This is a genomic window from Escherichia sp. KTE114 (genome assembly GCF_000407765.1).
In the GTDB taxonomy this organism is placed as follows: Bacteria; Pseudomonadota; Gammaproteobacteria; order Enterobacterales; family Enterobacteriaceae; genus Escherichia; species Escherichia ruysiae.
Window position 1 is genome coordinate 1727955 of record NZ_KE136626.1, and the last position, 18778, is coordinate 1746732.

General features: G+C 51.7%; 16 protein-coding genes. 12 read left to right on the top strand and 4 right to left on the bottom strand.

Annotation, left to right across the window (positions count from 1 at the left end):
- The first annotated feature begins 127 nt into the window (after window positions 1-127).
- The 7 genes from mreB (at window position 128) to tldD (ending at window position 10326) form a co-directional block, all read left to right on the top strand.
- Window positions 128-1171 carry a rod shape-determining protein MreB gene (gene mreB, locus WC5_RS12610; protein ID WP_000913396.1) on the top strand — a complete coding sequence of 348 codons (1044 nt, stop codon included), beginning with the start codon at window positions 128-130 and terminating at the stop codon, window positions 1169-1171.
- A gap of 65 nt (window positions 1172-1236) precedes the next feature.
- Window positions 1237-2307, top strand: a complete 1071-nt coding sequence (mreC, locus tag WC5_RS12605; RefSeq protein ID WP_000802527.1) for a rod shape-determining protein MreC — start codon at window positions 1237-1239, stop codon at window positions 2305-2307.
- Window positions 2307-2795 (top strand): rod shape-determining protein MreD, encoded by a 489-nt coding sequence (gene mreD / locus WC5_RS12600; protein ID WP_000135265.1) that lies wholly within the window; start codon window positions 2307-2309, stop codon window positions 2793-2795. The genes mreC and mreD overlap by 1 nt, the downstream gene beginning before the upstream one ends.
- Window positions 2796-2803: 8 nt before the next feature.
- Window positions 2804-3397: a nucleoside triphosphate pyrophosphatase YhdE gene (yhdE, locus tag WC5_RS12595; protein ID WP_000203083.1), complete on the top strand. Its 594-nt coding sequence runs from the start codon at window positions 2804-2806 to the stop codon at window positions 3395-3397.
- Window positions 3387-4856: a ribonuclease G gene (gene rng / locus WC5_RS12590; protein ID WP_000123197.1), complete on the top strand. Its 1470-nt coding sequence runs from the start codon at window positions 3387-3389 to the stop codon at window positions 4854-4856. Before yhdE ends, rng begins: the two co-directional genes overlap by 11 nt.
- 67 nt (window positions 4857-4923) lie before the next feature.
- A complete protein-coding gene (yhdP, locus tag WC5_RS12585; RefSeq protein ID WP_001253524.1) occupies window positions 4924-8724 on the top strand; it encodes an AsmA2 domain-containing protein YhdP in 3801 nt (1266 codons plus the stop codon).
- A gap of 156 nt (window positions 8725-8880) precedes the next feature.
- On the top strand, window positions 8881-10326 hold the full coding sequence (tldD, locus tag WC5_RS12580; protein ID WP_000055926.1) for a metalloprotease TldD: 1446 nt from the start codon (window positions 8881-8883) through the stop codon (window positions 10324-10326).
- A gap of 133 nt (window positions 10327-10459) precedes the next feature.
- Here tldD and aaeR read toward each other — a convergent pair whose 3' ends face one another.
- Window positions 10460-11389 (bottom strand): HTH-type transcriptional activator AaeR, encoded by a 930-nt coding sequence (gene aaeR / locus WC5_RS12575; protein ID WP_000440317.1) that lies wholly within the window; start codon window positions 11387-11389, stop codon window positions 10460-10462.
- A 182-nt stretch (window positions 11390-11571) separates the two neighbouring features.
- Between aaeR and aaeX the strand changes: the two genes are divergently transcribed.
- The 4 genes from aaeX (at window position 11572) to WC5_RS12555 (ending at window position 15052) form a co-directional block, all read left to right on the top strand.
- Window positions 11572-11775, top strand: a complete 204-nt coding sequence (gene aaeX, locus WC5_RS12570; RefSeq protein WP_000051841.1) for a p-hydroxybenzoic acid efflux pump operon protein AaeX — start codon at window positions 11572-11574, stop codon at window positions 11773-11775.
- 7 nt (window positions 11776-11782) lie between these two features.
- Window positions 11783-12715: a p-hydroxybenzoic acid efflux pump subunit AaeA gene (gene aaeA / locus WC5_RS12565; protein WP_000854026.1), complete on the top strand. Its 933-nt coding sequence runs from the start codon at window positions 11783-11785 to the stop codon at window positions 12713-12715.
- A gap of 5 nt (window positions 12716-12720) precedes the next feature.
- On the top strand, window positions 12721-14688 hold the full coding sequence (aaeB, locus tag WC5_RS12560) for a p-hydroxybenzoic acid efflux pump subunit AaeB (protein ID WP_000510935.1): 1968 nt from the start codon (window positions 12721-12723) through the stop codon (window positions 14686-14688).
- Between the two features lie 91 nt (window positions 14689-14779).
- Complete coding sequence (locus tag WC5_RS12555) at window positions 14780-15052, top strand: barstar family protein (RefSeq protein ID WP_001029013.1); 273 nt, start codon at window positions 14780-14782, stop codon at window positions 15050-15052.
- Window positions 15053-15106: 54 nt separating this feature from the next.
- On the opposite strand, the gene yhcN is transcribed toward WC5_RS12555, so the two are convergent.
- Complete coding sequence (gene yhcN, locus WC5_RS12550; protein WP_016159490.1) at window positions 15107-15370, bottom strand: peroxide/acid stress response protein YhcN; 264 nt, start codon at window positions 15368-15370, stop codon at window positions 15107-15109.
- 365 nt (window positions 15371-15735) lie between these two features.
- Window positions 15736-16206: a transcriptional regulator ArgR gene (gene argR, locus WC5_RS12545; protein ID WP_001257843.1), complete on the bottom strand. Its 471-nt coding sequence runs from the start codon at window positions 16204-16206 to the stop codon at window positions 15736-15738.
- A gap of 434 nt (window positions 16207-16640) precedes the next feature.
- On the opposite strand from argR, the gene mdh reads away from it, so the two are divergent.
- On the top strand, window positions 16641-17579 hold the full coding sequence (mdh, locus tag WC5_RS12540; protein WP_001295272.1) for a malate dehydrogenase: 939 nt from the start codon (window positions 16641-16643) through the stop codon (window positions 17577-17579).
- Window positions 17580-17643: 64 nt separating this feature from the next.
- Here mdh and degS read toward each other — a convergent pair whose 3' ends face one another.
- Window positions 17644-18711 carry an outer membrane-stress sensor serine endopeptidase DegS gene (gene degS / locus WC5_RS12535; protein ID WP_000497717.1) on the bottom strand — a complete coding sequence of 356 codons (1068 nt, stop codon included), beginning with the start codon at window positions 18709-18711 and terminating at the stop codon, window positions 17644-17646.
- Window positions 18712-18778 lie beyond the last annotated feature (67 nt).

Here is an 18778-nt window from a genome sequence, read left to right on the forward strand (position 1 = left end):
ACAAAGGAAACAAACTGCACTAATTTTCACCGTAGCAGATGATTTTTGCGCCTTGTCGCTGCTGCGTGTGGTTGGTAAAGTAAGCGGATTTTCTTTTCCGCCCCAGCTTTCAGGATTATCCCTTAGTATGTTGAAAAAATTTCGTGGCATGTTTTCCAATGACTTGTCCATTGACCTGGGTACTGCGAATACCCTCATTTATGTAAAAGGACAAGGCATCGTATTGAATGAGCCTTCTGTGGTGGCTATTCGTCAGGATCGTGCCGGTTCACCGAAAAGCGTAGCTGCAGTAGGTCATGACGCGAAGCAGATGCTGGGCCGTACGCCGGGCAATATTGCTGCCATTCGCCCAATGAAAGATGGCGTTATCGCTGATTTCTTCGTGACTGAAAAGATGCTCCAGCACTTTATCAAACAAGTGCACAGCAACAGCTTTATGCGTCCAAGCCCGCGAGTTCTGGTTTGTGTGCCGGTTGGCGCTACCCAGGTTGAGCGCCGTGCTATTCGTGAATCCGCGCAGGGCGCAGGCGCCCGCGAAGTATTCCTGATTGAAGAGCCGATGGCCGCAGCAATCGGTGCCGGCTTGCCGGTATCTGAAGCAACCGGTTCCATGGTGGTTGATATCGGTGGTGGTACTACTGAAGTTGCCGTTATCTCTCTGAACGGTGTGGTTTACTCCTCTTCTGTACGTATCGGCGGTGACCGCTTCGACGAAGCGATCATCAACTACGTTCGTCGTAACTACGGTTCTCTGATCGGTGAAGCGACTGCAGAACGTATCAAACACGAAATCGGTTCTGCTTATCCGGGCGATGAAGTCCGTGAAATTGAAGTTCGTGGCCGTAACCTGGCAGAAGGCGTGCCACGCGGCTTTACATTGAATTCCAACGAAATCCTCGAAGCGCTGCAAGAGCCGCTGACCGGCATCGTTAGCGCGGTGATGGTTGCGCTGGAGCAGTGCCCGCCGGAACTCGCTTCCGACATTTCCGAGCGCGGAATGGTGCTCACTGGCGGTGGTGCGCTGCTGCGTAACCTTGACCGTTTGTTAATGGAAGAAACCGGCATTCCTGTTGTTGTTGCTGAAGACCCGCTGACCTGTGTGGCGCGCGGTGGCGGCAAAGCACTGGAAATGATCGACATGCACGGCGGCGACCTGTTCAGCGAAGAGTAATCGGATGCAGGCAGGGGAAGCATCTGTTTGCCCTGCCTGGTCTGATACGAGAATACGCATAACTTATGAAGCCAATTTTTAGCCGTGGCCCGTCGCTACAGATTCGCCTTATTCTGGCGGTGCTGGTGGCGCTCGGCGTTATTATTGCCGACAGTCGCCTGGGGATGTTTAGTCAAATCCGTACCTATATGGATACCGCCGTCAGTCCTTTCTACTTTGTTTCCAATGCTCCTCGAGAATTGCTGGATGGCGTATCGCAGACGCTGGCCTCGCGTGATCAACTAGAACTTGAAAACCGGGCGTTACGTCAGGAATTGCTGTTGAAAAACAGCGAACTGCTGATGCTTGGACAATACAAACAGGAGAACGCGCGCCTGCGCGAGCTGCTGGGTTCTCCGTTGCGCCAGGATGAGCAGAAGATGGTGACCCAGGTTATCTCTACGGTTAACGATCCGTATAGCGATCAAGTCGTTATCGACAAAGGCAGCGTTAACGGAGTTTATGAAGGCCAGCCGGTCATCAGCGACAAAGGTGTTGTTGGCCAAGTAGTGGCGGTCGCCAAACTGACCAGCCGCGTGCTGCTAATTTGCGACGCGACCCATGCACTGCCGATTCAGGTACTCCGTAATGATATCCGCGTAATTGCTGCGGGTAACGGTTGTACTGATGATTTACAACTTGAGCACCTGCCAGCGAATACTGATATTCGTGTTGGTGATGTATTGGTGACATCTGGTCTTGGTGGACGCTTCCCGGAAGGTTATCCGGTGGCGGTCGTCTCTTCTGTGAAACTCGATACCCAGCGCGCTTATACCGTGATCCAGGCGCGTCCGACTGCGGGGCTGCAACGTTTGCGTTATCTGCTGCTGCTGTGGGGCGCAGATCGTAACGGTGCTAATCCCATGACGCCGGAAGAGGTGCATCGCGTTGCTAATGAACGTTTGATGCAGATGATGCCGCAGGTATTGCCTTCGCCAGACGCAATGGGACCAAAACTTCCGGAACCGGCAACGGGAATTACCCAGCCAGACCCGCAGCAACCTGCAACAGGTACTGCCACTAACCGCTCTCCACAAAGGGCTACGCCGCCGCAAAGTGGTGCTCAACCGCCTGCACGTGCGCCGGGAGGGCAATAGTGGCGAGATATCGTAGCCAGGGGCGCTGGGTTATCTGGCTCTCTTTCCTCATCGCCTTGTTACTACAAATTATGCCCTGGCCGGATAATCTCATCGTTTTCCGGCCAAACTGGGTATTGCTCATCTTATTGTATTGGATCCTGGCCTTGCCTCATCGCGTAAATGTGGGCACAGGTTTTGTGATGGGTGCCATACTGGATCTGATCAGTGGCTCTACGCTCGGTGTCCGGGCGTTGTCGATGAGTATCATTGCTTATCTGGTAGCACTGAAATTCCAGCTTTTCCGCAACCTGGCATTATGGCAGCAGGCGCTGGTCGTCATGTTGCTTTCGCTGGTAGTGGATATTATTGTTTTCTGGGCAGAGTTTTTAGTGATCAACGTCTCTTTCAGACCCGAAGTGTTCTGGAGTAGTGTAGTCAATGGTGTGCTCTGGCCGTGGATTTTCTTGCTGATGCGCAAAATCCGTCAGCAGTTTGCAGTGCAATAAAGGTTTCTATGACTTCTCTGTATTTAGCTTCCGGTTCTCCGCGTCGTCAGGAGTTACTTGCGCAACTTGGCGTGACCTTTGAACGTATTGTTACGGGCATTGAGGAACAGCGCCATCCGCAGGAGAGCGCGCAGCAGTATGTTATGCGTCTGGCGCGTGAGAAAGCGCAAGCAGGTGTTGCTCATACTGCGCAGGATCTCCCGGTGCTGGGAGCGGATACCATTGTTGTCCTGAATGGGGAAGTGTTAGAGAAACCGCGCGATGCAGAACATGCGGCGCAGATGTTGCGCAAATTATCGGGACAGACTCATCAGGTAATGACGGCGGTGGCGCTGGCAGACAGCCAGTACATTCTCGATTGTCTGGTGGTCACCGATGTGACGTTCAGAACGTTAACAGACGAAGACATCGCGGGCTATGTTGCCAGCGGTGAACCGTTAGATAAAGCAGGTGCATACGGTATTCAGGGGCTGGGTGGTTGTTTTGTCAGGAAGATAAATGGCAGCTATCACGCCGTAGTCGGCTTACCGCTGGTTGAAACGTATGAATTATTAAGTAATTTTAACGCACTGCGTGACAAAAGGGATAAACATGACGGCTGAATTGTTGGTAAACGTAACGCCTTCGGAAACACGAGTGGCGTATATTGATGGCGGTATTCTGCAGGAAATTCATATTGAACGTGAGGCGCGACGCGGAATAGTAGGCAATATCTACAAGGGTCGTGTAAGTCGTGTACTTCCGGGTATGCAGGCGGCTTTTGTAGATATTGGGCTGGATAAAGCCGCGTTTCTTCATGCATCCGACATCATGCCGCACACCGAATGTGTGGCGGGTGAAGAACAAAAGCAGTTCACGGTGCGCGATATTTCAGAGCTGGTGCGTCAGGGACAAGATCTGATGGTGCAGGTGGTGAAAGACCCGCTTGGCACTAAAGGTGCGCGCCTGACCACAGATATCACGCTGCCATCTCGCTATCTGGTGTTTATGCCGGGTGCATCTCACGTTGGGGTTTCCCAACGCATTGAAAGTGAATCTGAACGTGAACGCCTGAAAAAAGTGGTCGCAGAGTATTGCGACGAGCAGGGCGGATTTATCATCCGTACTGCGGCGGAAGGGGTTGGCGAAGCGGAGCTGGCCTCCGATGCAGCCTACCTGAAACGTGTCTGGACCAAAGTGATGGAGCGTAAAAAGCGTCCACAGACCCGTTATCAACTGTACGGCGAACTGGCGCTGGCGCAGCGTGTTCTGCGTGATTTCGCCGACGCTGAGCTGGATCGTATTCGCGTTGACTCGCGCCTGACTTACGAAGCATTGCTTGAGTTCACCTCGGAATATATTCCTGAGATGACCAGCAAGCTGGAGCATTACACTGGACGCCAGCCAATTTTCGATCTCTTTGATGTCGAAAACGAAATCCAGCGGGCGCTGGAACGCAAAGTAGAACTGAAATCCGGCGGCTATCTGATTATCGACCAGACCGAAGCGATGACCACTGTGGACATCAATACCGGGGCGTTTGTCGGTCATCGCAATCTGGACGACACCATCTTCAATACCAATATTGAAGCGACGCAGGCTATCGCTCGCCAGTTACGGTTGCGTAACCTGGGCGGGATTATCATTATTGATTTCATCGACATGAATAATGAAGATCACCGTCGCCGCGTATTGCATTCGCTGGAACAGGCGTTGAGTAAAGACCGGGTGAAAACCAGCGTTAACGGTTTTTCTGCTCTGGGGTTGGTGGAAATGACGCGTAAACGCACCCGCGAAAGCATTGAGCACGTACTGTGTAATGAATGCCCTACCTGCCACGGTCGCGGAACGGTAAAAACCGTGGAAACGGTATGCTATGAAATCATGCGCGAGATCGTTCGCGTGCACCATGCTTACGACTCTGACCGTTTCCTGGTCTATGCTTCTCCGGCAGTAGCGGAAGCCTTGAAAGGCGAAGAATCTCACTCGCTGGCGGAAGTGGAAATTTTCGTAGGCAAGCAGGTTAAAGTACAAATCGAACCGCTCTACAACCAGGAGCAGTTTGACGTCGTAATGATGTAAACAGATGCTGGGCCGCCATCCGGCAAAGGGTTTTTGAGTCACATTTTTAGCAGACAAGGAGTGACGGGTGAGGCGATTGCCGGGGATTTTACTGCTTACTGGAGCCGCGCTCGTTGTGATCGCTGCGCTGCTGGTCAGCGGCCTGCGTATTGCTTTACCGCACCTCGACGCCTGGCGCCCGGAAATCCTTAACAAAATTGAATCCGCGACGGGTATGCCGGTGGCAGCCAGTCAGCTCTCCGCCAGTTGGCAAAATTTTGGCCCAACACTTGAAGCACACGACATCCGCGCTGAGTTGAAAGATGGCGGTGAGTTTTCGGTTAAACGTGTCACCCTGGCGCTGGATGTCTGGCAGAGCCTGCTGCATATGCGCTGGCAGTTTCGCGACCTCACTTTCTGGCAACTGCGCTTTCGCACCAATACTCCCATCACCAGTGGTGGTAGTAATGATAGCCTGGAAGCCAGCCACATCAGCGATCTGTTTCTTCGTCAGTTCGATCACTTCGATCTCCGCGATAGCGAAATCAGCTTCCTGACACCATCCGGTCAGCGCGCTGAACTGGCGATCCCGCAACTCACCTGGCTTAACGATCCACGTAGACACCGCGCGGAAGGTCAGGTAAGTCTCTCCAGTCTGACCGGACAACACGGCGTGATGCAGGTGCGCATGGATCTGCGTGATGATGAGGGACTGTTAAGCAATGGTCGCGTCTGGCTCCAGGCTAATGACATTGACCTGAAGCCGTGGCTCGGTAAATGGATGCAGGACAATATTGCGCTGGAAACGGCACAGTTCTCCCTTGAAGGCTGGATGACGATCGACAAAGGCGATGTGATCGGCGGCGATGTCTGGCTGAAACAGGGCGGTGCAAGCTGGCTGGGCGAGAAAAAAACGCATTCGCTGTCGGTGGATAATCTGACCGCGCACATAACGCGCGAACATTCGGGCTGGCAGTTTTCCATTCCTGATACGCGGATCACCATGGACGGCAAACCCTGGCCGAGTGGAGCTTTGACGCTGGCCTGGATACCGGAACAAGACGTTGGCGGCAAAAACAATAAACGCAGTGACGAACTACGGGTTCGCGCCAGCAATCTGGAGCTGGCGGGGCTGGAAGGCATACGCCCATTAGCAGCGAAACTTTCACCTGCGCTGGGTGATATCTGGCGTTCAACCCAGCCGAGCGGCAAGATCAACACGCTGGCGCTGGATATCCCGCTTCAGGCGGCAGAGAAGACCCGCTTTCAGGCATCGTGGAGCGATCTGGCCTGGAAACAATGGAAATTATTGCCAGGCGCGGAACATTTCTCCGGGACGCTTTCAGGAAGCGTAGAAAATGGTTTGCTGACGGCTTCCATGAAGCAGGCGAAAATGCCTTACGAAACGGTATTTCGCGCACCGCTGGAAATTGCCGACGGTCAGGCAACTATAAGCTGGTTGAATAATGACAAAGGTTTCCAGCTGGATGGTCGTAATATCGACGTCAAAGCTAAAGCCGTCCATGCGCGCGGCGGTTTTCGTTACCTGCAACCTGCTAACGATGAACCCTGGCTGGGGATTCTGGCTGGCATTAGTACCGATGATGGTTCACAAGCCTGGCGCTATTTCCCGGAAAACCTGATGGGGAAAGAGTTAGTCGATTATCTAAGTGGCGCAATTCAGGGCGGTGAAGCGGATAACGCGACCCTGGTTTATGGCGGCAATCCACATCTTTTCCCTTACAAACACAACGAAGGTCAGTTTGAAGTGCTGGTGCCGCTGCGTAACGCGAAGTTTGCTTTCCAGCCAGATTGGCCAGCGTTGACTAATCTCGATATTGAACTGGACTTTATTAACGACGGTTTATGGATGAAAACCGATGGTGTTAATCTGGGCGGTGTGCGCGCCAGTAACCTCACTGCGGTGATCCCTGACTACTCGAAAGAAAAGTTGCTGATTGACGCTGACATTAAAGGTCCGGGTAAAGCCGTTGGTCCTTACTTTGATGAGACGCCGCTGAAGGATTCGCTGGGAGCGACCCTGCAAGAACTCCAGCTCGACGGTGATGTGAATGCTCGCTTACATCTCGATATCCCGCTGAACGGCGAACTGGTTACAGCGAAAGGTGAAGTGACGCTGCGCAACAATAGTCTGTTTATCAAACCCCTCGACAGCACTCTGAAAAATTTGAGCGGAAAATTCAGCTTTATCAATGGTGATCTGCAAAGTGAACCACTGACAGCAAGCTGGTTTAACCAGCCACTGAACGTGGATTTTTCCACCAAAGAAGGGGCGAAAGCCTACCAGGTTGCGGTGAATCTCAACGGCAACTGGCAACCGGCGAAAACCGGCGTTCTGCCTGAAGCGGTGAACGAAGCGTTAAGCGGCAGCGTGGCGTGGGATGGAAAAGTGGGTATTGAGCTGCCTTATCATGCTGGCGCGACCTATAACGTAGAGCTGAACGGCGATCTGAAGAATGTGAGTAGTCACTTACCCTCACCGTTAGCCAAACCTGCGGGCGAACAGCTACCGGTTAACATTAAGGTTGATGGCAATCTCAACAGCTTTGAATTAACCGGACAGGCTGGCACGAATAACCATTTCAATAGCCGCTGGTTGCTCGGTCAAAAGCTGACGCTTGAGCGCGCTATCTGGGCGGCAGACAGTAAAACGCTTCCCCCGTTGCCGGAACAGAGTGGTGTTGAGTTAAATATGCCGCCAATGGACGGCGCCGAGTGGCTGGCGCTATTCCAGAAAGGCGCGACGGAAAAAGTTGGCAGCGCGGCGAGTTTCCCTCAGCACATTACGTTGCGTACACCGGCGTTGTCATTGGGGAATCAGCAGTGGAATAACCTGAGCATCGTCTCGCAGCCGATGGCAAACGGTACGCAGGTTGAGGCGCAAGGGCGTGAAATCAACGCTACGCTGGCGATGCGTAATAACGCGCCGTGGCTGGCGAATATTAAATATCTCTATTACAACCCGAGCGTAGCGAAAACCGCTGGTAAATCAACGAGTTCATCACCTTTCCCGACCACGGAGCGCATCAGCTTCCGTGGCTGGCCGGACGCGCAAATACGTTGCGCAGAGTGCTGGTTCTGGGGGCAAAAATTCGGTCGCATCGACAGCGATATCACCATTTCCGGCGATACGTTAACGCTGACCAATGGACTGATTGATACCGGTTTCTCGCGACTCACTGCCGATGGTGAATGGGTTAACAATCCGGGGAATGAACGCACCTCGCTGAAAGGAAAACTGCGCGGACAGAAAATTGATGCCGCCGCAGAATTTTTTGGTGTCACGACGCCAATACGCCAGTCGTCATTTAATGTGGATTACGATTTACACTGGCGTAAAGCACCGTGGCAGCCAGATGAAGCGACATTGAATGGCATCATTCATACTCAACTGGGCAAAGGCGAAATTACCGAAATTAGCACCGGACATGCCGGGCAATTGCTGCGCTTATTGAGCGTTGATGCCCTGATGCGTAAGCTGCGTTTTGATTTCAGGGATACCTTTGGCGAAGGGTTCTATTTTGACTCCATTCGCAGCACCGCGTGGATTAAAGACGGCGTTATGCACACTGACGATACGCTGGTGGATGGCCTGGAAGCGGATATCGCCATGAAAGGGTCGGTAAATCTGGTACGTCGCGATCTGAATATGGAAGCGGTTGTCGCACCAGAGATTTCTGCGACGGTGGGCGTGGCTGCAGCTTTTGCGGTTAACCCCATTGTCGGCGCGGCAGTGTTTGCCGCCAGTAAAGTGCTGGGGCCGCTGTGGAGCAAAGTTTCCATTTTGCGCTATCACATTTCGGGTCCGCTGGACGATCCGCAAATCAACGAAGTGTTGCGCCAACCGCGTAAAGAAAAAGCGCAATGATTTGACGAGGGCGCGTAATTGCCCCAATCTCATAAGATAATCGTTGCCATACGGCCAACGAGCCGGAACATAACCGTAGGCCGGATAAGGCGTTCACGCCGCATCCGGCAGCCGTAAAAAATCCTCTACCGCAGTAACTAACGAGTAGCAAAAACGATGAGTCTGAACCTGGTAAGTGAACAATTGCTAGCGGCGAACGGCCTGAAACATCAGGACTTGTTCGCGATCCTCGGTCAACTGACCGAACGTCGCCTTGATTATGGCGATCTCTATTTTCAGTCGAGCTATCACGAATCCTGGGTTTTAGAAGACCGCATTATTAAAGATGGTTCTTACAACATCGATCAGGGCGTTGGCGTGCGTGCAATCAGCGGTGAAAAAACCGGATTTGCTTACGCTGACCAAATCAGCCTGCTGGCGCTGGAACAGAGTGCGCAAGCGGCACGTACCATTGTGCGTGACAACGGCGATGGCAAAGTACAGACGCTGGGCGCGGTAGAGCATAGCCCGCTGTATACCTCGGTCGACCCGCTGCAAAGCATGAGCCGTGAAGAGAAGCTGGATATCCTGCGTCGTGTCGATAAGGTTGCTCGCGAAGCGGACAAACGCGTACAGGAAGTGACTGCCAGCCTCAGTGGCGTCTATGAATTAATTCTGGTTGCGGCGACTGACGGCACCCTGGCGGCAGATGTGCGCCCTCTGGTGCGTCTTTCTGTGAGCGTTCTGGTCGAAGAAGGTGGTAAACGCGAACGCGGCGCCAGTGGCGGCGGTGGTCGTTTTGGTTATGAGTTCTTCCTTGCCGATCTTGACGGCGAAGTTCGTGCGGATGCATGGGCAAAAGAAGCCGTGCGTATGGCGCTGGTCAATCTTTCTGCTGTTGCCGCACCTGCGGGCACCATGCCGGTGGTTCTCGGCGCTGGCTGGCCTGGCGTGCTGTTGCATGAAGCGGTCGGTCACGGCCTGGAAGGCGACTTCAACCGCCGTGGTACTTCGGTCTTTAGTGGACAGGTCGGGGAGCTGGTGGCTTCTGAACTGTGTACCGTGGTTGATGACGGCACGATGGTCGATCGTCGTGGTTCGGTAGCGATTGATGACGAAGGTACACCAGGCCAGTACAACGTGCTGATTGAGAACGGCATCCTGAAAGGTTACATGCAGGATAAACTCAACGCGCGCTTAATGGGCATGAAGCCGACCGGCAATGGTCGCCGTGAATCCTACGCTCACCTGCCAATGCCGCGTATGACCAATACCTACATGCTGCCGGGTAAATCGACCCCGCAGGAAATTATTGAATCCGTTGAGTATGGCATCTATGCGCCGAACTTCGGTGGCGGTCAGGTGGATATTACCTCCGGTAAATTTGTCTTCTCCACCTCAGAAGCGTATCTGATTGAAAACGGTAAAGTAACGAAGCCGGTGAAAGGCGCAACGTTGATTGGTTCCGGAATCGAAACCATGCAGCAGATTTCGATGGTGGGCAACGACCTGAAACTGGATAACGGCGTGGGTGTCTGCGGTAAAGAAGGGCAGAGTTTGCCGGTTGGCGTGGGTCAGCCGACGCTTAAAGTCGATAATCTGACCGTTGGCGGTACAGCGTAATAATCCCAGTATTTTCAGAAGGATAACTAATCCTTCCACGTACACGAACGGTTCCCTCGCCCTTTTGAGGAGAGGGTTAGGGTGAGGGGAACCCGTTGGCACAGGTTTGAACAACGTGACAGTACAATATGAATTACTTCTCTTTCCCGCGCCCGTGCATCTCCTGAAACAGCTTACCGACCTCAACAAAATAATCCGTCAGTGAGTTGATCACGACCTGCACCTTCAGTGGCAGCTTATCTTTTTCGGTATACAACGCATAAACCGGGCGTGGATCTGACTGGTAACGCGGCAGCAAGATCTCCAGTTCCCCGCGATTGATCTCGTTGATCACCCACATCAGCGGCACGTAGGCGATGCCGGCGCCTGCCGTCAGCCAGCGCACCAGCGTCATTGGATCATTTGTGACAAATCGCCCTTGAGGGATCAGCCGTGTCGAGATCCCTTCCGGGGCGATCAGTTCAAATTCATTGTCCGGGCGCACGCTGTATTCCAGCCATGAATGGCTACTTAAATCGGCGGGTTTTTCCGGTATGCCGTATTGTGTGAGATAGCTTTTAGCGGCGCACACCACCATTGGCATCGCGCCCAGACGGCGGGAAAACAGGCTGGAATCCTGCAAAGCGCCGACGCGGATCACCACATCCAGACCATCAGCGATCAGGTCGGGCGCAGGTATACCTGTGACCAGATTCACGCTCAGGCCTGGGTACTCTTTCAGCATTTTTGCTGTCAGCCCGGCGAGAACATTTTGTGCCATAGTTGAAGAACAGCCAATGCGCAGCGTCCCGATGGGCGTGTTATTGAAGGCATACAGTTGTTCGTGGACATCCTGCACTTCATGGAGCATCCGACGGCAGCCCTGGTAGTAAATTCTACCGGCCTCGGTCAGACCAATGCTGCGTGTGCTGCGGTTTAGCAGCTTTACCTGCAACTCATCTTCCAGTTTTGACACCGTCTGACTGATGGACGAAACGCTCATCTGTAGCTGTCTGGCGGCGGCGGTAAAAGAGCCAAATTCGACTACTTTGGCAAACACCGACATGCGTTTTAGTCGTTCCATTATTCACTCTGACTTAAAAGTGATTTAGATCACATAATATAGATAACAGCATAACAGTTACGCTAATATATTAAATATCAATCTACAGCAATGTTGCTCTCGCCCGGCTTTCCATGCCCTTCTCTGCGGCGACAGATGCTGAAAATAATAACGCCTGCTCTCTCTATACAACCAAGGTCAACATGAGTCTGTTTCCCGTTATCGTGGTGTTTGGGCTGTCCTTCCCACCGATATTTTTCGAATTGCTTTTATCACTGGCGATTTTCTGGCTGGTGCGCCGGGTACTTGTGCCAACAGGTATCTACGACTTTGTCTGGCATCCGGCGTTGTTCAACACCGCGCTCTATTGCTGCTTGTTTTATTTGATATCGCGACTGTTCGTTTGAGGTTGAAGTGAAAACACTAATAAGAAAATTCTCCCGTACGGCCATCACGGTCGTATTAGTCATTCTGGCCTTCATCGCAATTTTTAATGCCTGGGTCTATTACACCGAATCCCCGTGGACGCGTGACGCGCGCTTTAGCGCCGACGTCGTTGCGATCGCGCCGGACGTATCCGGACTCATTACTCAGGTGAATGTTCATGATAACCAGCTGGTGAAAAAAGGACAGGTACTGTTCACCATCGATCAGCCGCGCTATCAAAAGGCGCTCGAGGAAGCGCAAGCCGATGTTGCTTATTATCAGGTGCTGGCACAGGAGAAACGCCAGGAGGCCGGACGTCGTAACCGTCTCGGCATACAGGCGATGTCTCGCGAAGAGATAGACCAGGCCAACAACGTACTACAAACGGTTCTGCATCAATTAGCGAAAGCGCAGGCGACCCGCGATCTGGCAAAACTGGATCTTGAACGCACGGTGATCCGCGCGCCAGCAGATGGTTGGGTGACCAATCTCAACGTCTATACCGGTGAGTTTATTACCCGTGGCTCAACGGCGGTTGCGCTGGTGAAACAGAACTCCTTCTATGTGCTGGCCTATATGGAAGAAACCAAGCTGGAAGGCGTACGCCCTGGGTATCGCGCAGAGATCACGCCGCTTGGCAGCAACAAAGTTCTGAAAGGTACGGTTGATAGCGTCGCTGCCGGGGTCACCAACGCCAGCAGTACGCGCGATGACAAAGGAATGGCGACTATCGACTCTAACCTGGAGTGGGTGCGTCTGGCGCAACGTGTTCCGGTACGTATTCGTCTCGACAACCAGCAAGAGAACATCTGGCCTGCGGGCACCACCGCTACGGTGGTGGTCACTGGCAAACAGGATCGTGACGAAAGCCAGGATTCGTTCTTCCGTAAAATGGCTCATCGCCTGCGTGAGTTTGGTTAATCACGATGGGTATTTTCTCCATTGCTAACCAACATATTCGCTTCGCGGTAAAACTGGCGACTGCCATTGTGCTGGCGCTGTTTGTTGGCTTTCACTTTCAGCTGGAAACGCCACGTTGGGCGGTACTGACAGCGGCGATTGTTGCCGCCGGCCCGGCCTTTGCTGCCGGTGGCGAACCGTATTCTGGTGCTATTCGCTATCGTGGCTTTTTACGTATCATCGGCACATTTATTGGTTGTATTGCCGGGCTGGTGATCATTATTGCGATGATCCGCGCCCCCTTGCTGATGATTCTGGTGTGCTGTATCTGGGCTGGTTTTTGTACCTGGATTTCTTCACTGGTACGAATAGAAAACTCCTATGCGTGGGGACTGGCTGGTTATACCGCGCTGATCATTGTGATCACTATTCAGCCGGAACCGCTGCTTACGCCGCAGTTTGCCGTCGAACGTTGTAGTGAGATCGTTATTGGTATTGTGTGTGCGATTATGGCGGATCTGCTCTTTTCTCCGCGATCGATCAAACAAGAAGTGGATCGAGAGCTGGAAAGTTTGCTGGTCGCGCAATATCAATTAATGCAACTCTGTATCAAGCATGGCGATGGTGAAGTTGTCGATAAGGCCTGGGGCGACCTGGTTCGACGCACCACGGCGCTACAAGGTATGCGCAGCAACCTGAATATGGAATCTTCCCGCTGGGCGCGAGCCAATCGACGTTTAAAAGCGATCAATACGCTATCGCTGACGCTGATTACCCAGTCCTGCGAAACCTATTTGATTCAGAATTCGCGCCCGGAATTGATCACTGATACTTTCCGCGAATTTTTTGACACGCCGGTAGAAACCGCGCAGGACGTTCACAAGCAGTTAAAACGCCTGCGGAGAGTTATTGCCTGGACCGGGGAACGTGAAACACCTGTCACCATTTATAGCTGGGTCGCGGCAGCAACACGTTATCAATTGCTCAAACGCGGCGTTATCAGTAACACAAAAATCAACACGACCGAAGAAGAGATCCTGCAAGGCGAGCCGGAAGTAAAAGTAGAGTCAGCCGAACGTCATCATGCGATGGTAAACTTCTGGCGAACCACAATTTCCTGCATTCTTGGCACGCTTTTCTGGCTGTGGACGGGGTGGACTTCCGGCAGTGGCGCAATGGTGATGATTGCGGTAGTGACGTCACTGGCAATGCGTTTGCCGAATCCACGTATGGTGGCGATCGACTTTATCTACGGGACGCTGGCGGCGCTGCCGTTAGGGCTGCTCTACTTTTTGGTGATTATCCCTAATACCCAACAGAGTATGTTGCTGCTGTGTATTAGCCTTGCAGTGCTGGGATTCTTCCTCGGCATTGAGGTACAGAAACGGCGACTAGGCTCAATGGGGGCGCTGGCCAGCACCATCAATATTATCGTGCTGGATAACCCGATGACGTTCCATTTCAGCCAGTTTCTCGACAGCGCATTAGGGCAAATCGTCGGCTGTGTGCTCGCGTTCATCGTTATTTTGCTGGTGCGGGATAAATCGCGCGACAGAACCGGACGCGTATTGCTTAATCAATTTGTTTCTGCTGCCGTTTCCGCGATGACCACCAATGTCGCGCGACGTAAAGAGAACCATCTTCCGGCACTTTATCAGCAGTTGTTTTTGCTGATGAATAAATTTCCCGGAGATTTGCCGAAATTTCGCCTGGCGCTGACGATGATTATCGCACACCAGCGCCTGCGTGATGCGCCGATCCCGGTTAACGAGGATTTATCGGCGTTTCACCGACAAATGCGTCGCACAGCAGACCATGTGATATCTGCCCGTAGCGATGATAAACGTCGTCGGTACTTTGGGCAGTTGCTGGAAGAACTGGAAATCTATCAGGAAAAGCTACGCATCTGGCAAGCGCCACCGCAGGTGACGGAACCGGTGCATCGGCTTACTGGTATGCTCCATAAGTATCAACATGCGCTGACCGATAGTTAAGTTAAAACCGACGCCAAAAGCGTCGGTTTTTTCATGTCTATACTTAGCGATGAACGGCAGAACTCGCCGCGAAACGTGACGGTGGCAACAGATGAATATCTATACCTTTGATTTTGATGAGATTGAGAGTCAGGAGGATTTTTATCGCGACTTTAGCCAAACCTTTGGCCTGGCGAAAGATAAGGTACGCGATCTCGACTCTTTATGGGATGTGTTAATGAACGATGTCCTGCCGCTACCGCTGGAGATCGAATTTGTTCATCTGGGAGAGAAAACGCGTCGCCGTTTTGGCGCGTTAATATTGCTGTTTGATGAGGCAGAGGAAGAGCTGGAAGGGCATTTGCGTTTTAATGTTCGTCATTAGCGCAAAAAAAGCCCCCGAACCGGGGGCAATATCGTCGGACAAGACGATGAGGGTTTATTTGTACAGTTCAGCCGTAGCGTGCCAGGTGTCACCGCTACGAGCTTCAGTAATCTGGTAGGCCGTTGCGCCTTTTTCTTCCGCTTTTTTATTCAGCATTTCACGCATATCCATCGGTGAAGACGCCACCCCACTGACGGATACTGTACCGATAGCTTCACGGTTTTGCGCTTGTGCAGCATTAATGGAATCGGCAGCGAACGCACCGAAAGAGAGAACAGAAAGTACGCTTAATGCAGCAACAGTGGTTTTGATTTTCATGATTTTTACCTCGACATAATCTTTTAACTGGGTCTTTGTTTCGTGACCCATATCACAAAATCAAGTATACACTAATTATCTAGCTAATTAATACCACGCTAACCGTTTGTATTGGGTTTAAAGTGTTAAAAATATTAATTTTTATAACAAAGTGGAATTAAAAACATAGTGCACCATGATAAATATCATTAATTTCAATATGATATAGCATTTTGCATAATGTGCGATTATTACCCTATGTATTCAAGATGTGAATGTTTTGTCGCAGTAAAGCGCACTATTCGTTAAGTAGATGGCAGGGGAAAGCAGGGAGATGAGAGGAGAATGCAGCATTTTTCCCGCCGCCAGAAGCGGCGGGGTAGAGATTAAAGCTCCTGGTCGAACAGCTCTAAAATCGCTTCGTACAGGTCTTTGACGGTAAAACCTTTGGCAGGGGTGGTAAAGATGGTGTCATCACCGGCAATAGTGCCAAGAATACCTTCTGCTTTGCCCAGAGAGTCCAGCAGACGCGCAATTAATTGTGCCGCGCCAGGGCTGGTATGAATCACCACAACAGCATCGTTGTAGTCGATATCCAGCACCAGATTTTTCAGCGGACTGGAGGTGGTTGGTACGCCCAGTTCAGCTGGCAGGCAGTAAACCATTTCCATCTTGGCATTGCGGGTTCGTACAGCCCCAAACTTGGTTAACATCCGCGAGACTTTAGACTGGTTAATATTGTCAAAGCCTTGCTCCTGCAATGCGGCGACGATTTCGCCCTGGGAGCTAAATTTCTCTTCTTTAAGTAACGCTTTAAACGCTTTAACTAATTCTTCTTGCTTAGCCGAGCTTCGCATAAGTCACCCGATATGGTGGTTGATACAACATTATTGTGCATACAGATGAATTTTTATGCAAACAGTCTGCCCTGGAGAAGGCTGAAATAATGTTATGAAAGAGCGGGATTTTATCAAATTTCGTTATTGAGAAACATGCCTGCGTCACGGCATGTAAATTTCGCTTAAAAGTAAATTAATTGTTATCAAAATGATGTTGTTTTGGCTGAACGGTAGGGTATATTGTCACCACCTGTTGGAATGTTGCTCTAACGCATAAGCGACTGTTAATTACGTAAGTTAGCTCCCTGATTACGTCAATTAAATGCATAAACGCCAAATTTGCGTGACTACACATTCTTGAGAAGTGGTCATTGTAAACAGGGAATTTGTGGATTAAGGTCGCGGCAGCGGAGCAACATATCTTAGTTTATCAATATAATAAGGAGTTTAGGATGAAAGTCGCAGTCCTCGGCGCTGCTGGTGGTATCGGCCAGGCGCTTGCACTACTGTTAAAAACCCAACTGCCTTCAGGTTCAGAACTCTCCCTGTATGATATCGCTCCAGTCACTCCCGGTGTGGCCGTCGACCTGAGCCATATCCCTACTGCTGTGAAAATCAAAGGTTTTTCTGGTGAAGATGCGACCCCTGCTCTGGAAGGCGCAGATGTCGTTCTTATTTCTGCAGGTGTTGCGCGTAAACCGGGTATGGATCGTTCCGACCTGTTTAACGTTAACGCCGGTATCGTGAAAAACCTGGTACAGCAAGTTGCGAAAACCTGCCCGAAAGCGTGCATTGGTATTATCACTAACCCAGTGAACACCACTGTGGCTATCGCTGCAGAAGTGCTGAAAAAAGCCGGTGTTTATGACAAAAACAAACTGTTCGGCGTTACCACGCTGGATATCATTCGTTCCAACACCTTTGTTGCGGAACTGAAAGGCAAACAGCCGGGCGAAGTTGAAGTGCCGGTTATTGGCGGTCACTCTGGTGTTACCATTCTGCCGCTGCTGTCACAGGTTCCTGGCGTCAGCTTCACCGAACAAGAAGTGGCTGATTTGACCAAACGTATCCAGAACGCGGGTACTGAAGTGGTTGAAGCGAAAGCCGGTGGCGGGTCTGCAACCTTGTCTATGGGTCAGGCAGCTGCACGTTTTGGTCTGTCTCTGGTTCGCGCACTGCAGGGTGAACAAGGCGTTGTAGAATGTGCCTACGTTGAAGGCGACGGTCAGTACGCACGTTTCTTCTCTCAACCGCTGCTGCTGGGTAAAAATGGTGTGGAAGAGCGTAAATCTATCGGCACCCTGAGCGCATTTGAACAGAACGCGCTGGAAGGTATGCTGGATACGCTGAAGAAAGATATCGCCCTGGGCGAAGAGTTCGTTAATAAGTAATTGATTAGCGGATAATAAAAAAAACCGGAGCAACGTCTCCGGTTTTTTGTCTTTCACGCTGGCCTTAATTGGTCGCCGGATATTCCTGAATGGTGACCTGCAACGTTAACTGTTTATCATCACGCATCACTACAACCGGGATCACCGAGCCTGGTCGGATTTCCGCCACCTGATCCATCGTCTCCAGAGCAGAGATGGCCGGTTTGTTATCCACTGAAATAATCAAATCGTTGACCTGAATACCCGCATTCGCCGCCGGGCCGTCAGGTGACACTTCATTAACCACGATCCCTTGCAGTTGATCGATGCCGCCGCCCTGCGCGTGCAAAGGTGCGATCTCTCGTCCACCAATGCCAATGTAGCCACGGATCACGCGACCATCGCGGATCAGCTTATCCATAATTTTGGTTGCTAACTGGAAAGGAATCGCAAAGCCGATACCTTCCGGCGTTTCGCCATCGTTACTCTTATCAAACGACAGCGTGTTAATGCCCATAAGCTCACCTAGCGAGTTAACCAGCGCGCCACCAGAGTTACCATGGTTAATGGAAGCATCGGTTTGCAGGAAGTTTTGCCGCCCGGTCGGGTTCAGGCCGATTCGACCCGTGGCACTGATAATGCCTTGGGTAATGGTCTGCCCGAGGTTGTATGGGTTACCGATCGCCAGCACCACATCGCCAATGTGCGGTACGCGTCGTGAATTGATTGGAATAGTGGGTAAACCGCCAGTGGCATTAATTTTAAGCACTGCCAGATCGGTTAGAGAGTCAGATCCCACCAGTAATGCTTCAAAAACACGACCATCCTGTAAGGCGACGATGATCTGATCGGCGTCGTTGATCACGTGTTTATTGGTGATGATATAACCGCGTTGATCCATGATCACGCCAGATCCCAGTGTACGGATCTCAAGCTGGTTGTGTGAGGAGGTGTTCAAACCACGGTTATAAACGTTGACTACCGCTGGCGCGGCGCGGCGAACCGCCAGATTATAGCTGGCAGGCGTCTCATCGGTACTGTCGAATTGCGGTGTGGAAAGCGGGTTAATGCTGCGCAGCGAAGGCATGGCAACCAGCAGAATAGCGCCGACAATTAATCCAATCGCAACGGAACGTAAGAGCTTCACAAACATGATGGAGGCGTCATTAAAAAAGGGAACGGCAGCAGCATACCACGAGTTAACCGGACATCACACGTCA